This is a genomic window from Streptomyces sp. NBC_00572, assembly GCF_026341815.1.
GTDB lineage: Bacteria > Actinomycetota > Actinomycetes > Streptomycetales > Streptomycetaceae > Streptomyces.
Genome location: NZ_JAPENX010000001.1, coordinates 3189017 through 3203629 on the forward strand (window position 1 = coordinate 3189017; position 14613 = coordinate 3203629).

General features: G+C 70.6%; 12 protein-coding genes and 1 tRNA gene. 4 read left to right on the plus strand and 9 right to left on the minus strand.

What is annotated here, in order from left to right; translation table 11 throughout:
- Positions 1–30 precede the first annotated feature (30 nt).
- On the minus strand, positions 31–1674 hold the full coding sequence (locus tag OG514_RS14735) for a hypothetical protein (protein WP_266894697.1): 1644 nt from the start codon (positions 1672–1674) through the stop codon (positions 31–33).
- A 160-nt stretch (positions 1675–1834) separates the two neighbouring features.
- Between OG514_RS14735 and OG514_RS14740 the strand changes: the two genes are divergently transcribed.
- The gene (locus tag OG514_RS14740) at positions 1835–3439 is read left to right on the plus strand and encodes a DoxX family membrane protein (protein WP_266894699.1); all 1605 of its coding nucleotides are present in this window, start codon (positions 1835–1837) and stop codon (positions 3437–3439) included.
- A gap of 73 nt (positions 3440–3512) precedes the next feature.
- Here the strand turns inward: OG514_RS14740 and OG514_RS14745 are convergent, their stop codons facing one another.
- From OG514_RS14745 to OG514_RS14755, 3 genes are all read right to left on the minus strand, one after another.
- Complete coding sequence (locus OG514_RS14745; protein ID WP_266894701.1) at positions 3513–4229, minus strand: nucleotidyltransferase family protein; 717 nt, start codon at positions 4227–4229, stop codon at positions 3513–3515.
- A gap of 67 nt (positions 4230–4296) precedes the next feature.
- A complete protein-coding gene (locus OG514_RS14750) occupies positions 4297–4707 on the minus strand; it encodes a hypothetical protein (RefSeq protein WP_266894702.1) in 411 nt (136 codons plus the stop codon).
- A 226-nt stretch (positions 4708–4933) separates the two neighbouring features.
- Positions 4934–6031, minus strand: a complete 1098-nt coding sequence (locus tag OG514_RS14755) for an ABC transporter ATP-binding protein (protein WP_266894704.1) — start codon at positions 6029–6031, stop codon at positions 4934–4936.
- A 182-nt stretch (positions 6032–6213) separates the two neighbouring features.
- On the opposite strand from OG514_RS14755, the gene OG514_RS14760 reads away from it, so the two are divergent.
- Positions 6214–6290: transfer RNA gene (locus OG514_RS14760), tRNA-Thr, on the plus strand.
- A gap of 176 nt (positions 6291–6466) precedes the next feature.
- Here OG514_RS14760 and OG514_RS14765 read toward each other — a convergent pair.
- From OG514_RS14765 to OG514_RS14780, 4 genes are all read right to left on the minus strand, one after another.
- Positions 6467–6733 (minus strand): hypothetical protein, encoded by a 267-nt coding sequence (locus OG514_RS14765; RefSeq protein WP_266894706.1) that lies wholly within the window; start codon positions 6731–6733, stop codon positions 6467–6469.
- Between the two features lie 266 nt (positions 6734–6999).
- Entirely contained in the window at positions 7000–7188 is a 189-nt protein-coding gene (locus tag OG514_RS14770; RefSeq protein ID WP_266894708.1) for a hypothetical protein, read from the minus strand.
- Positions 7189–7276: 88 nt separating this feature from the next.
- Positions 7277–7927, minus strand: coding sequence for an AAA family ATPase (locus OG514_RS14775; protein ID WP_266894709.1), 651 nt, complete (start codon positions 7925–7927; stop codon positions 7277–7279).
- A 186-nt stretch (positions 7928–8113) separates the two neighbouring features.
- Entirely contained in the window at positions 8114–9514 is a 1401-nt protein-coding gene (locus tag OG514_RS14780; RefSeq protein WP_266894711.1) for a hypothetical protein, read from the minus strand.
- A 444-nt stretch (positions 9515–9958) separates the two neighbouring features.
- On the opposite strand from OG514_RS14780, the gene OG514_RS14785 reads away from it, so the two are divergent.
- Positions 9959–12043 (plus strand): restriction endonuclease, encoded by a 2085-nt coding sequence (locus OG514_RS14785; protein WP_266894713.1) that lies wholly within the window; start codon positions 9959–9961, stop codon positions 12041–12043.
- 122 nt (positions 12044–12165) lie between these two features.
- Here the strand turns inward: OG514_RS14785 and OG514_RS14790 are convergent, their stop codons facing one another.
- Positions 12166–13563: an FAD-binding oxidoreductase gene (locus OG514_RS14790; protein WP_266894714.1), complete on the minus strand. Its 1398-nt coding sequence runs from the start codon at positions 13561–13563 to the stop codon at positions 12166–12168.
- Positions 13564–13712: 149 nt separating this feature from the next.
- Here OG514_RS14790 and OG514_RS14795 point away from each other — a divergent pair, with 149 nt between their 5' ends.
- Positions 13713–14600 (plus strand): aminoglycoside phosphotransferase family protein, encoded by an 888-nt coding sequence (locus OG514_RS14795; protein ID WP_266894716.1) that lies wholly within the window; start codon positions 13713–13715, stop codon positions 14598–14600.
- Positions 14601–14613: the final 13 nt, after the last annotated feature.

A 14613-nucleotide genomic window follows, 5' to 3' on the forward strand; every position in this document is an offset into this window, starting at 1 on the left:
CCCTGTCTCTCCCGGCTCCTGGCCGTCTGGTCACTGGTCGGGCTGGCACTGCTGGTCGGCCTGGCGGGGTACGCCGGGCAGTCGTCCCGTCTCGACGATCGGCCCTCCGTACGCCCCCCGGATCGCCTCCCAGTCACGCTTCAGATTGCCCAGCCGCAGCGTCGGCAATGTCAGCGAGTGCCCGAGGCCTCCGCGCCGGCCCTTCGCGCCCTTGTCGCGGAACTCCAGCCGGATCGTCAGCGCCCCCGCGGCCGCGGTCAGCAGCTGGATCGACCCCGCGAGCAGCGACACCTCCTCGCCGCTCGTCACCTGGAGGGCGACCCCGCCCGCCTCGATGACCAGGACCGAGACGATGTCCCGGGCGAACCCGCTGCCGCTGCCGCTCGTCGCGCGCGCGGTCCGCAGCATCCGCGCGTGCCGACGCGCCACCTCGGAGGTGCCGGCCGAGAACTCCTCCGGAGAGGGGATCCGTCCGTCCTGGAAGCCGCCGCGGACGAAGGAGTCGAGCGAGTCCACGTACGCCCGCCACTCCTCCTCCCGCCGCAGCCGGTTGACGTCGGCCAGCGAGAGACCGGCGTACGAGTTCGGCCCGTCCACCGCCCGGTGCAGCGCGTCCGCGAACAGATCGCGCAGCAGTCGGCCGATCGCCTCCGGGTCGTCGTCGCGGGGCCGCAGGTCGCTGCGCAGCTCCTGGAGCGTCGAGCGGGGCGGGGAGTCCGGCGGGGTGACCGGGATCAGCCCGCCGGCCCGGGGCACGCCCAGGCTGTAGAGCAGGTCGACCAGCTGCTTGGTGGGCACGACGTGATCGCCGTCGCGCAGCAGGTTCTGGTACGGATCGGTGCCGGGCCGGGTGATGAACCGCTGGTAGAGCGCGTTACGGGTGATGTCCCGGTCGTTGTCCTGCTCGCCGGCCCAGAAGTAGATGTCCTTGAGGACGCCCTCGCGCATCGACCGGGCCAGCTCCTCCGGGATGCCGAGGTCCTGGGCGAGCTGGGGCGCCCGGAGCCGGCGGAGCGCGGAGACGTTGGTGGAGAAGAAGTTGCCGACCTGGCCGGCCTTCTCGCCGTTGGCCTCGTCGTCCCAGTCGAAGCGGACCAGCGCGGGTTCGGCCTCCTCCGTCACGAGCCGGCGCCAGGCGTGTCCGACGGCCCGGTCGTGGGCCCAGGTGAAGTCGGCGGCGGGTTCCCGCTCCGTGTACAGGTACGGCACCAGCACCCGGTCGTTGAGGAGCCGGATGAACGCGTCCCGCTCCCCGGGGTCGGCGGACGGCAGGTAGTTCGCGTACAGCGCCTCGTTGTTGAGGAGGAACGCGCGGTTGACCACCAGGGTGCCGCTGTTCACGAGCGAGCGGCGCAGCTCGGCGGAGGCGGCTTCGACCGCTTCCACGGGCGGGCGGGCCGGCGCGGAGGCGTGCTGGCGGGCGCCCGCGAGTCCGGCGGGCAGCCACTGGTTGTCGAGGGCCTGTGCCATCACGGGGTAGTCGTGAAGATCGCCGAAGACGAGCTGGTGGGACTCCCGTTCGGGACTGGCGGGAGCCGGGGACTCCTGTACGGGACGGCCCGGAGTCCTGGCCGCGGAGGGTGCGGAATCCCCGGGAGAGCGGGGCTCGGGCACCCTGTTCCGCGCGGTGTCCGGGCTCTGCTCGGTCCCCGGCTGCGGGACGGGATCGGTCATGACGGCGCTCCCCTGCATCGTCCGGGTCAACTAATGTGATTCTAGGGAAGATTGACGATCAATAACCGAACGCCGGTTCCTTCGGCACCGTTGATCTTGACGGGTCTCGGACATTTGCGAGCCGTCAAGGCAGTGTCCTAAACCCAGATCACTCGGTTAGATGAGTGTGGACACCAGAACGCCCCGGCCGGGGTTCGACGATCAGCCCGCGTTGAGCATGGTCAAGGTGGATTCCGATCCCGCCCAGGTGATCGTGAACCACGCCAGCTTCCGTGTGCGGCTCGCGCCCGCCCCGCAGCCGAAGATCGGCGCCGGCGCCCGCGCCGCGGCCCTGTCCGGGGCCGCGGCAGGAGCGGGCGGACCGCGCCGTCGTCCCGTCGTATGGAGCGGAAAGTCCTCACCGGGCGCGACGGGCCTCCTCCAGGCCGTCCGCGAGTCCTCCGTCTCCACGCTCGACCCGGCCGTCGGCCACGGTGGTCACCGGGGTCGGGACGCGGGCGCCACCCAGGCCATCCCGCGCTTCGACGAGACGATGCCCAACCCCGTGGTGACGGCCGACTCCGGCCCCCTGCTGCCGCCGATGCGCCGCGCCGAGGGTGCGTACGACGAGCTGTACGACCTCCGGACCGAGACCGGCGGCGGACCGGGAGCGTACGAGGACGAGACGGCCGACGGCCGGCCCGCGCAGCGCCACGGCCAGGACGCCGTCCGGCACGCCTACTACCCCGGCCGCCGGATGAACCTCGGCGTCGTCCTCCTCCCGCTCCGCGTCTTCCTCGGCTTCATCTCCATCTACGCGGGCATGGGCAAGCTCTGCGACCCCGTCTACTTCGACGGCGGCGAGCGCGGCTCCATGGTGAAGTGGCTCAACTCACTGCACCCCTGGGCCCTCGCCGAACCCCTCCGGGACTTCGCCCTCCAGCACCCGGTCGGCGCCGGACTCACCGTCGCCTTCCTCCAGGTCGTCGTCGGCGTCCTCACCGTCCTCGGACTCTGGCAGCGCGCCGCCGCCGTCGTCGGCGCCCTGCTCTCCGCCGCGCTGATCCTCACGGTCAGCTGGAAGACCGTCCCGGTCTACGACTCCGCCGACATCATCTACCTGGCCGCCTGGTCCCCGCTGATCATCGCCGGCGCCCCCGTCTACTCGCTCGACGGCCGCATCGCCGGAGAGGCCTGGCGCACCCTCGGCCCCCGCGCCGACCTCTGGGACCTGCGCCGGCGCGTCACGCGCCGCAGCACCCTCCTCGCCTCGGTGGTCGTCGGCCTCACCCTCCTCATCGGCTCCGTCCTCGGCGGCGCCGTCCGCTCCACCGAGATGGTCACCGTCCCCGGCCCCAACGACGACCCGATCAACCACCTCCCCGGGCAGCCGCTCCCCACCGAGCCGACGCGTCGCGCCCCCTCCAAGGCGGCGTCCACGGCGCCCGCCCCGGCCGCGACCAGCGAGGCCCCGGCGGAGCGCGAGGAGACGCAGGAGGCGAGCCGGCCCACCGAGACCACCCGCGAGGCCACCCGGACGCAGGAGCAGCGCCCGACGGCCACGCAGGGCACGGGCACCGGCACGGGCGGCGGCAGCAGCAGCCGTACGCCGACGCAGTCCAACCCGGAGCCCCCGCCGTCCACCAGTGACACCCCGAGCAGCACGGGCGGCAGCACGTCGAGCGGCGGCACCAGCGGCGGCTCGACCGGCTCCACGGGCACGCCGACCGAGAGCGGCTCGACGACGGGCGGCGCGAGGAACCCGATCGGCGGCCTGCTGGGCTGAACCGGCCGACGGGACAGCGAGAAGGGCGGCACCACGAGAACGTGGTGCCGCCCTGCTGCGTGCCTTCTCCGGTTCAGCCCCGCTGGGCGGCAAGCTCCTTGGCGGCCTCGGTGAGGTCCTTGGCGGTGTCGATGGCCCGCCAGTAGGCGCCCTGGGGCAGCGGGAAGCCCGCCAGGCGCCGCTCACGGGCGAGCCGGGGGAACGTGGTGCGCTCGTGGTCGCCCAGGTCCGGGAGGAGCTCCGTGAAGGCCGCGGAGAACACGTACACGCCCGCGTTGATGAGGAACGGCGACGGCGGCGACTCGATGAAGTCGGTGATGTGCCCGAAGGTGTCGGTCTCGACGGCGCCCCACGGGATCCGGGGACGGGCCAGGGCGAGGGTGGCGAGGGCGTCGCGCTCGGCGTGGAAGGCGGCCATCTCGCGCAGCGAGAACCGGGTCCAGATGTCGCCGTTGGTGGCGTACCAGGGCTGGTCCGGCGCGGGCAGGTGCGCGGCGGCGTACTTCAGGCCTCCGCCGCGGCCCAGGGGCTCGGTCTCGACGACCGTCGTCACCTTGAGGGGGAGGTCGGCGCCCTCCAGCCACTCCTGGAGGACCTCGGCGAGATGGCCGCAGGAGACGACGGCGTCGGTCACGCCCTCGGCGGCGAGCCAGGAAAGCTGATGGCCGATGATCGGGGTCCCGGTGCCCGGGATCTCGACCATCGGCTTGGGGCGGTCGTCGGTGTACGGGCGCAGCCGTGAGCCCTGGCCGCCCGCCAGGACCACGGCCTGCGTCGGAGAGGTGTGCATACGGGGAACGATAGGCGCCCCGCAGGCGAGAGGTCCGGACGCGCGGCGTCGCTCGGTGTGCGGCTGTTCAGCTCGCGCGCATCACGCCGGTCGCGTACGAGGTGTCGCAGACGGGCCGCGAGAAGCCCTGGGCGCGGGCGGGACCGTACTGCTCGACGGCGGCGCGGCCGAGGGAGCGGGCGATGGACATGCAGTGCTTGGCGAGCGAGGGCCGGTTCTCCACCTCGCGCTGGAGGTGGGTGAGGGCCGTGCCGGGGTCCTTCTCCTGGAGCTCGGCGAGGAGCTGGTCGCGCAGAATGTCCTGCGGTGCACGGGACTTGGCCCGGACGGAGACCTCGGAGGAGGACGCCGTGAGCTGGGTCCCGGAGTCCTGACCGGCCCACGGAACGGCGGACACCGCGAGCGTTCCCGAGAGCACCAGGACGATGGGCAGGACGAGGGCGAGAGAGCGGCCGATTCGGCGGGCAGTGTGCGTCACGCAGGCGAGCGTAGCGGCCGGTAGTGATATGGCGACATTTAGTCACTCTCGCGGGGGATGGTTCGAAGCGGCTTTTCGAATTCCGTGTTGACGCGGGGGGTGGGGGTGGGCCCGGAATGCCGGGGTTTTCGGCGGTAAACCCCCACTGGGTCCTCCACCAAGACGAACGACCCCGTATCTGCAAGAGATACGGGGCCGTTCGGCCAAGGGGTCAGTCGATCGAGAGTCAGTCGCTGAGGCGGGCGCCGGTGGACGTCGAGAAGACGTGCAGCTCGGCGGCGCGCGGCACGACGTGCAGCGTGGTGCCCTTGGCGGGGACGTCACGGCCGCCGACGCGGACGACCAGGTCCTTGTCCTCGCCGCCGACGCGGGTGGAGCCGTACACGAAGCCGTCGGAGCCGAGCTCCTCGACGACGTTGACGGTGACGGCCAGGCCGTCCTTGCCGGTGGGGCCCTGCACGTCGAAGTGCTCGGGGCGGACGCCGACGGTGACGGTGGTGTCGCCGTTGGCGGAGGCGGCGGCGATGGCGTCACGGGAGACCGGGACGACGCTGTTGCCGAACTTCACGCCGCCGTCGGTGATCGGGACCTCGACCAGGTTCATGGCGGGGGAGCCGATGAAGCCGGCGACGAAGAGGTTCGCGGGCTTGTCGTACATGTTGCGCGGCGAGTCGACCTGCTGGAGCAGACCGTCCTTGAGGACCGCGACGCGGTCACCCATGGTGAGGGCCTCGGTCTGGTCGTGGGTGACGTAGACCGTGGTGATGCCCAGACGGCGCTGGAGGCCGGCGATCTGCGTACGGGTCGAGACGCGGAGCTTGGCGTCGAGGTTCGACAGCGGCTCGTCCATGAGGAAGACCTGCGGCTCACGCACGATGGCACGACCCATGGCGACACGCTGACGCTGACCGCCGGAGAGCGCCTTCGGCTTGCGGTCGAGGTACTCGGTGAGGTCCAGGATCTTCGCGGCCTCTTCGACCTTGGCGCGGATCTCGGACTTGTTGACACCGGCGATCTTGAGCGCGAAGCCCATGTTGTCGGCGACGCTCATGTGCGGGTACAGCGCGTAGTTCTGGAACACCATCGCGATGTCCCGGTCCTTGGGCGGCAGGTGCGTGACGTCGCGGTCACCGATGCGGATGGAGCCGGCGTTGACGTCCTCGAGACCCGCGAGCATGCGCAGGGAGGTCGACTTGCCACAGCCGGAGGGCCCGACGAGGACGAGGAACTCGCCGTCGGCGATCTCGATGTCGAGCTGGTCGACGGAGGGCTTGGTGGCACCGGGGTACACCCGGGTCGCCTTGTCGAAAGTGACGGAAGCCATGGTGATGTGTCCCTTCACCGGCAGGAACGTGCCGGACGATCCGAGTAAAGGAAGGATTGAGGTCTAGTCCACCTGGATGAACTGCACGTGACGCTACCTGCCGCCGCGGGATCTGTCAGCACCCCGAGACCCGTGATATTTCCGACCGCCGGCAGGACGTCGTTGGTTACACTGCACTCGCTGCCTCCTTAGCTCAGCTGGCCAGAGCACCGCTCTTGTAAAGCGGGGGTCGTCGGTTCGAACCCGACAGGGGGCTCCAGGTAGGAACGTCGAAGACCCCCAACCGATCATGGTCGGGGGTCTTCGACATTCACGGGTGACATCAGCTGCGGCAGTCTGAAGCACCGGAGCGCGCGGGGTGGACGCCCCTCGGCAGGCACCTGCCGGCCGGGTTCAGGGCGGGCTCAATCGATACCGGCCCGAGCTGGACGGCCTTTAGCGTGGAGAGCCTGTTCTCGGCTTTCCGCCGCGGCGAGTCGGCCGGGTCAGAGCCAGGACCAGGCTGTTGGTCACCACGAAGTACCCCGGATGCACCCAGCCGTCCTCCTTCGACAGGAGGCCCGGCCCCTCTTCGCGGTGCAGGTGGCGCATGAAGCGTTCGTACGCCGGGCCGCCGGCTACGAGGAGCAAGGGGGCGGTGAGCACGGCACCGACCCAGATGCCGCACCGAAGGGCGAGTTGAGAGCGTCCGTCTATGCGCACGGGGTGAAGTATGGGCCCACGGCGCTCATCCGAGTCTGTTGGTGCTGACATCCACGGCTGGCATCGACGACGTCGGACCAACGTCGTCCCCGCCACCCTCTGCGAGATCGTCTACGAGGTCCCGATCGGCCCGCCGGGCGGACTGGAGCCCGACCAAGGACTGCCCGTACTCGCCCACGGGCCGGCTGGCATCGTCCTCGGACGACGGCTGGTCCCGGATCGTCGCCCCAGCAGCCGACCCCGTCATGCGGAACGTGGGCGCCTGCTCACCCGTGTGGGCTTCGAGGAGCCGTACCGCCATCGATGGCCCTGAGCAACGGGGTCCAGCCGCTGTGGCTGTCGTACTGATCAGGGTCATGGCCGACGTGCAGGAGCCGGGTCAGCTCTCCCAAGTCGTCCTGCTCCACCGCGAGATGGACGGGCGACATCTCGTACTGATCCGTGCCATCGGTCATGGCCCGATCCAACCAGGCCGCATACGTGCCCCTCGCGTGCCCGAACGGCCGGGGCTTCGGCATCTACGGGTGACATCAGCGGCGGCGGTCAGCCGCGGTCGGGGGTGGCGCTCTGGGTGTATTCGTTTGAGGGGTCGGTTCGGGTTTCAGGGTTTCGTGACCGCAGCAGGGCGGCGACGGCTGCTTCGATGGGGTCGATGTCCGGGGCGCCATCGCTTGAGGTGTCGACTTCGACGACGGCGTCGGCTTCCCCTGGCGGAGCGAAGATCGACGGCTTCATCTCGCCTCGCTGGAACTGAGCGGCGAGCTGCTGGTCGACCGCCCCGCCTTTGGCCGCACGGACGCGGAGGCGCTCGGCGATGACCGAGTCGCGGGCTACGACGTGAACCGCGAGCACCTGGGCGTCACTTGCGCGGAGTGTGTCCAGCAGCTTGCTCGACAGGACGGAGGACTCCACGACGAAGCTCATCCCCGAGGAGGCGAGGAGCCGGGCTGTGTCGACCATGACGGACTCGGCGCGGCGGCTCAGAGGGCCGCCGGCGATGTGGAAGTCCGGGGTGAGCTGAACGCCGCCGTCCTCGGCTACGGAAGCGGAGGACAGCCCGAGGCCGGTCTTGATCTCGTCCCGGGTCAGGAACGGCACACCGAGGTGGCGCGCCGTCGCTCCGGCAACGGTGGTCTTTCCGGCCCCCGGGGACCCGCATACGGCGACCACCAACGGCCGTTCACATCTCGACATCCACTGATCGTGTCGGGTCTTGACGCCGGTGTCCACTAGTCGATCATGGGCGGCCGGGCGGCCCTCGGCGTCCTCGATCAGCTCGGCTCGCTTGTAAGGGGGGCGTCGGTTCGCCACCCACAGGGAGCGAGGCCCCCTGTGGTGTCATCGGCCGCGGTACCAGCGCCAAGCCGCTCCCCGGCCGGGCTACGTCAGCCAGGCCAGCAAGGCTTGCTGCTCTTCTTCTTCGAGGGCCACGACGCTCTCGATCCGCTTGACGATGAATGTGGAGTAGATGCCCTTGATCTGATCCATCGTAAGTGGGCCGCGTAGATTCTTGGAGAAGAGAAGGGCCTTTGCGATGTAATCCAGATGGGGCCTCGAAACGGAAAGGAGCGTGGAGTCGAGCTGACGTGCTCGACGAGTCAGGTCGTTGACCCGGGAGAGTTCCGTCAGCGGCTCGTTCCAGTCGGCTTCCTCGGATGCGCGAGCCAGCCTCTCGTAGGCGGCGGCGAGCTGCTCTTGGCTGACGAGCGGGAAGTTCTTGTCGATCCCTTTGAGGGTGCGAGCCGCCCGTGGAATGTTCGAGGGTGCGATCGAACCCGCCGCCGCTGATGCCACGAAATCGGCGGGCATGACGTAGGCCGGCGGTCGATCCGTGATCGTGACTCCGCGCGACGATGCCCGGACGAGTGATTTGAACGAATGGAATCCGAACCAGCCCTGGCTGACCTCCTGTCCGAATTCGCGTTGGAGCTCCCAGGCCAAGCTCGCGAGATCGATCGGGCGATTCAGGTTGTCCAGGCGTTCCCGCAGGTACCGCATGGCGGCCTCTTGCGATCCCGCCTCGCTTCTGGCTGCTGAGGGGATTTCTTCCGGGACCAGCTGCAATGCTATGGATGCGGCTTCCGTGGGCTCGTCGATGGCTGCGACGGAAAGTCGATCCAGCTCTTCTCGCAAGTCCTGCGCAATGTCGTCCACCGCGGCGAGCAGGTCGGCCATCCGCCTGCTGAGCGTGCGCACCAGTACGGGCGGCTCGCTGCCCGGCTTGTAGGTGTCCTCGTGCGTCAGTTCTCCCCAGCCGTCCTGCAGGAGGGTTCTGACCTGCAATTCGCACGTCACGAGGTGCCAATCGACGCTCAGGGGGATCGCGGTCAGCAGGTTGACGTGGACCGCGCGATAGCCGCTGGGCTTGGGGGCGTCGGAGTAGTTCTTCCAGGAGTCGGCCTCTTGGGTGAGGACGGATTCGAAGGTGCCGTCGGCGATGGGAAGGGCCTCGACCAGCCTCATCACCCGGATGACGTCCGATTGGTTGTTGCACGTGATGCGGAGCCCGACGAGATCGTCGATGATCTGTGGAATCTCGTCCAGACGGTTGATTGAATCACGGTACTTCGACAGGTTGAGCTTTCGCCATGTCCGAGCCTTGCTCTTGACTCGCCTGCCGGTGATCCTGACGCGAGCGCCCTCCATCTCGCTGAGTTTGTCTTCCAGGTATTCGGACAACGCTCGTGCGGCAGCGTCCTTGGCGGTGTCGAGGTACTTCTTCTTGTGTGCGTCGTACCAGTCGCTGAATTCTTGATAGGAAAAAGGAAGCTCATTCGGCAATTTACGCCTCCTGGGTGGGGACATGGTCGGAATGGGGCGATCGCTCAGAACGATCGCGGACGTGAGGCCAGGGGTGATGCTTCGCCTCCAGGTCGCCGTGGAGGCGCTTCGCCGCGTGGCGGCCACGGCGTGCGGCACAGACCGCACCGCCGCCCTGGCGGTCGTCGTCGCTCCCGCCGGCGGTGAGCAGTTCAGCCGCTCCTTGCTCCATCGGGGCCCCCAGCTCGGTTGTCGTCTGCCGTCTGCCGTCTGCCGTCTGCCGTCTGCCGTCTGCTGCCTCTGACCTCGCGTGAGCTCAGGTGGACAGCGTCTTACACGCGCCGTGCGGCATCAACAGGGCCTTGGTCCGGCGTTCTTGTGTTCCGGGGCTTGTCGGTCCGCGACACTTGTTCGTCACGGGGGCTTGTCGGTTGCGTGGGGTGTTGTTGGGGAGGGGTGTGGCGGATGAGTCGGCGGGCCGGGGGGCCTATCGGGGTGTGGGCCGAGCAGCAGCGGGTGGCTCAGCGGCAGCGGGAGGGGCAGCATCAGGCCGTGCTGCGGCAGCAGCGGGATGCCGAGCGGGTGCAGCGGGCTCACGAGCGGGATGTCGCCCGGATGCAGCGGGAGCAGCGGGCCGCCTATCGGCAGCAGCGGGACGCCGATGCTCTGCGGCGTACCCAGGAGTTGGACGCTCGGGTGCGGGTGCTGGAGGGTTTGTTGGCCGCCGGGTGTCGGGCCCCTGCCTTCAGCGTCGAGGCCTTGCGGCGCGGGGAGGACGTCGAGCCGTTCTCGCCCGGGCCCTTGGGTGAGCCCGTACCCATGCCGGATCAGCGGTTCTATCAGCCCGAGGCCGCCTGGACGGCTTCCGGGCGTGCCCAGGCCGAGCGGGACGCGCGCGCCCGGTTCGAGCGGGACTGGTACACGGCTCAGGCCGCCGAGGCCCGGCGGGTCGAGCAGCTGGCCGCCTACCGGAGGGCGTACGACGAGTGGGCCGCGGGCCGGCTTGCCGAGATTCGTGCGCACAACAGTGGGGTTGCCGGAACCGAGGCCGCCCTCACCGGTGGGGATCCCGAGACCGTCGTCGAGTTCTTCTCCGCCGTGCTCTTCTCCTCCGCCGGGTGGCCCGAGGGCTTTCCCCGCGAGGTGTCCGCCGCCTACGACCGGGGCGGGCGCGGCTTCGTTCTCGACTGGGACCTGCCCGGGTACGACATCGTGCCCGAGGCCAAGGGCGCCAAATACCTGCCCAGTACCGATCAGGAGAAGGAAGTCCCTCGGCCCGTCACCCAGCGGCGGGCCCTCTACCGGGACGTGCTCGCGCAGAGCGTGCTTCTCGTCGTACGGGAGCTTTTCGCCGCCGATCGGTTCGGTGCCCTGGGGAGGGTCGCGCTCAACGGGTACGTGGGGGGTGTCGATCCCGCCACCGGGCTGGCCTCGCGGGTGTGCGTCGCCTCCGTGGTCGTGGAGCGGGGCGTCTTCGAGCGGCTGAACCTGGAGTTCGTCGGCGCTGTGGAGTGCCTGACCGGCGCGCTTTCCGGGAAGCTGTCCGCCAAGCCCGACGAGCGGGTCGCCGTCGCGCCCCTGCTGACCCCCGAGCAGGTGGGGGTCGACGTCGTCGTGCAGGGGGACGGGGAGGAGCCCGATCTGCTCGCCATGGATCCCATCGCTTTCGAGGGGCTCGTCGCCGAGCTCTTCCGTGCGCGTGGGCTTCAGGCCGTCACCACCCGTCGGTCCAACGACGGTGGTGTGGACGTCGAGGCCCTCGACCCCGATCCCATCAGCGGCGGATCCATCCTCGTCCAGGTCAAGCGGTACCGGAACACCGTCCCTCCCTCCGCCGTACGCGACCTCTTCGGGACCGTGCAGGGCGCCGGTGCCAACAAGGGTGTTCTCGTCACCACTTCAGGGTTCGGGCCTGGCTCCTACACCTTCGCCAACGGCAAGCCGCTGACCCTCATCTCCGGGACCGAGCTCGTCGATCTGCTGCATCAGCACGGGCTCCGGGGGCGGTTGGGGCCCGGGACGACATCCGCGCCCGCTCCCGTCGGACCCACTGCCGAGGCCGACGACGACTTCAACCTGCTCGGGATGGACTGGGCCGGGTCCGCCTCGCTCGACGTCTGCGCGCTCGTCTGCTCCGGTCAGCGGGTTCTCGGCGACGAATGGTTCGTCTTCTTCAACAACCCCTCCACGCCCGACGGTTCCGTCGCCATGGTCGCCACCCCGCCCGGCGACCGGGCCGCCGTCCGCGTCGGCTTCGACGCGCTGCCGGCGGCCGCCGACCGGCTCGTGCTCGTCGCCGCCGTCGACCCCGAGGTGAATCCGGACGCCGATCTCGGCGGGTTCACCGACGCCGGCATCCGGCTGCGCGACGACTCCGGCACCGAGCTCGACCGGCTCGTCGTCTCCGACGGGCGGCCCGGTGAGACCGCGCTCGTCCTCGGGTCCTTCCGGCGGCGCACCGGCGGCGACTGGGACTTCGTCCTGGGCGGGAAGGGGTACGAGGGCGGGCTGGAGGAGCTCGTCGGGGACTTCGGTATCGAAGTGGAGTGAGCCGGCAGGGGGAGGGGAGCGCCCTGTGCTCTGCTCCCCTCCCTCCCGTCAGCGGCCGTCGAAGTCCCTGCCGTGAGCGGCCGCCCCGGCCCTGCCGTCAGTGGCCCGTCCCGGCCCTGCCGTCAGCGGCCGCTGAGGCGGTTCGCGAGGACCGCCACCCTGTCCGTCGTCGCCGCGTGGCCCGTCGCCTCGCGGCGGTCCGCGCCCCGGAAGGCCGCGTACATCGTCTGGACTCCCAGCCAGCGCAGCGGCTCCGGTTCCCACTTGCGGACCTTGTGGTTCACCCAGGGGAGGGCCGTGAGGTCGGTCGGGCCCGACTGGCCCGAGTCCTGCTGGATGAGGTCGCGGAGCGTGCGGGCCGCGAGGTTGGCCGTGGCGACGCCCGAGCCCACGTAGCCGCCTGCCCAGCCCAGGCCCGTCGAGCGGTCCAGGGTGACCGTGGCGCACCAGTCGCGCGGGACGCCGAGGACGCCGGACCAGGCGTGGTCCACCCGTACCCCTGCCAGCTGGGGGAAGAAGCGGACCAGGATGTCGCGGAGCGCCTCGATCGTCTGCGGCTGGGTGCGGTCCGCGTCCATGGCGGTGGCGGCCTTCGAGCCGAAGCGGTACGGGACTCCCCGGCCGCCGAGCGCGATGCGGCCGTCGGCGGTGCGCTGGGCGTACATGTAGGCGTGCGCCATGTCGCCGAGGGTCTCGCGGCCGTCCCAGCCGATCGACTCCCACTGGGCGTCGGTGAGCGGCTCGGTGGCGATCATCGAGGAGTTCATCGGCAGCCAGGTGCGGCGCTGGCCCGCGAGGGAGGCGGTGAAGCCCTCCGTGCAGCGCAGGACGTACGGGGCGCGGACGATGCCGTACGGGGTGACCGCGTGCTTCGGTCTGATCTCGGTGACCGGGGTCGACTCGTGGATCGTGACGCCGAGTGCCTCGACGGCCGCCGCGAGGCCCTTCACCAGTTTCACCGGGTGGAGGCGGGCGCCGTGCGGGGTCCAGGAGGAGCCGACGGCGCCGGTGACGCGGATGCGGTCGGCGGTCTCGCGCGCGCCGTACAGGGCCCGGTCGGTCTCGCCGAAGGCGATCTCGGCGGCGTGGAACTCCTTGAGGCGGGCGAGCTGGGCGGGGGAGAGGGCGACTTCAAGGACGCCGCCGCGGTGCTGGTCGGCCTCGATCTTCTCGGTCTCGCAGACGTCGAGGACCTCGCCGACGGTGGCGTTCATCGCCTGCTGGAGGCGGACGGCGGCCTCGTGGCCGTGGAGCTTGGCGTAGCGGTCGCGGCCGGCGATGCCGTTGTAGAGCCAGCCGCCGTTGCGGCCGGAGGCGCCGTACCCGCAGAACTTCGCTTCGAGGACGGTGATGTTGAGGAAGGGGACGGCCTTCTTGAGGTAGTAGGCGGTCCACAGGCCCGTGTAGCCGCCGCCGACGATGCAGACGTCGGCGGTGGTGTCGCCGGGGAGCGGTTCGCGGGGATCGGGGGCGCCGTCCTGCGCGTACCAGAACGAGATGCCGCCGTTGACCGTACTCATGTGTATCCCTCTTCCGGGTGCGTGGGCGGGAGGTTACCGGGGGCCCCGGCCCTGTGGATACGGCTGCTCGGTGGCCGGGCGGGGACGCCCTGTACGACGCGGCTCCTATCTCGAAGGCGCCGCGCGCCGCCGCTGTCTAGGGTCGTGGGGTGATTCACGTACCCGAGGAACTCGCGGCGTCGCAGGCGAAGTACAACGGTGAGGCGGGGCGGGCGTTCATCGCCGCGCTGCCGGAGCGGGCCGAGGAGTTCCTCGACTGGTGGGGGCTGCGGGTCACGGGGCCCTCCATGTACGGGGTGGCCTCCCTGGTCCTGCCCGTCGAGCGGGTCGCGGACGGTACGCGGGCCGCGCTCAAGATGCAGATCGTCGACGACGAGACCGAGGGGGAGCCTGTCGGCCTGCGCACGTGGGGCGGGGACGGTGTGGTGCGGCTCCTCGACCACGATGCCGGTACGGGCACGATGCTCCTGGAGCGGCTCGACGAGGCCCGGCCGCTGACCTCCCACGCCGACACGCGGGAGGCGCTCGGCGTCGTGGCCGGACTGCTCGGCCGGCTGACGGCGGTCCCCGCGCCGGAGGGGCTGCGCCGGCTCGGCGACATCGCGGCCGGGATGCTCGCGGACGTGCCGGACGCGGTCGCACGCGTCGGCGCGGACGACGCGGCGGTGCTGCGGGACTGCGCGGCGGCCGTACGGGAGGTGGCGGGCGAACCGGGCGACCGGCTCCTCCACTGGGACCTGCACCTGGGCAACGTCCTCGCGGCCGGGCGCGAACCGTGGCTGGCGATCGACCCCAAGCCGCTCGCCGGCGACCCGGGCTTCGACCTGCTGCCGGCCCTGATGGACCGCTTCGATCCCGACGACTTCCTGTGGCGGTTCGACCTCCTTGCCGAGGTCGTCGGCGACCGGGGGAGGGCCGTGGCGTGGACGCTGGGGCGGGTGCTGCAGAACGGGCTGTGGGACGTGGAGGACGGGGAACCGGGGCTGGACGCGGAGCAGGTGGAGGTGGCGCGGATCCTGCGGGCGGCGCGGGGGTGAGGGGGCCGGCCCG

Coding starts and splice junctions, on each gene's coding strand:
- OG514_RS14740 (WP_266894699.1), top strand. CDS start 1,835: ATGAGTGTGGACACCAGAACGCCCCGGCCGGGGTTCGACGATCAGCCC.
- OG514_RS14755 (WP_266894704.1), bottom strand. CDS start 6,031: ATGGCTTCCGTCACTTTCGACAAGGCGACCCGGGTGTACCCCGGTGCC.
- OG514_RS14735 (WP_266894697.1), bottom strand. CDS start 1,674: ATGACCGATCCCGTCCCGCAGCCGGGGACCGAGCAGAGCCCGGACACC.
- OG514_RS14770 (WP_266894708.1), bottom strand. CDS start 7,188: ATGACCGATGGCACGGATCAGTACGAGATGTCGCCCGTCCATCTCGCG.
- OG514_RS14785 (WP_266894713.1), top strand. CDS start 9,959: ATGAGTCGGCGGGCCGGGGGGCCTATCGGGGTGTGGGCCGAGCAGCAG.
- OG514_RS14745 (WP_266894701.1), bottom strand. CDS start 4,229: ATGCACACCTCTCCGACGCAGGCCGTGGTCCTGGCGGGCGGCCAGGGC.
- OG514_RS14790 (WP_266894714.1), bottom strand. CDS start 13,563: ATGAGTACGGTCAACGGCGGCATCTCGTTCTGGTACGCGCAGGACGGC.
- OG514_RS14775 (WP_266894709.1), bottom strand. CDS start 7,927: ATGTCGAGATGTGAACGGCCGTTGGTGGTCGCCGTATGCGGGTCCCCG.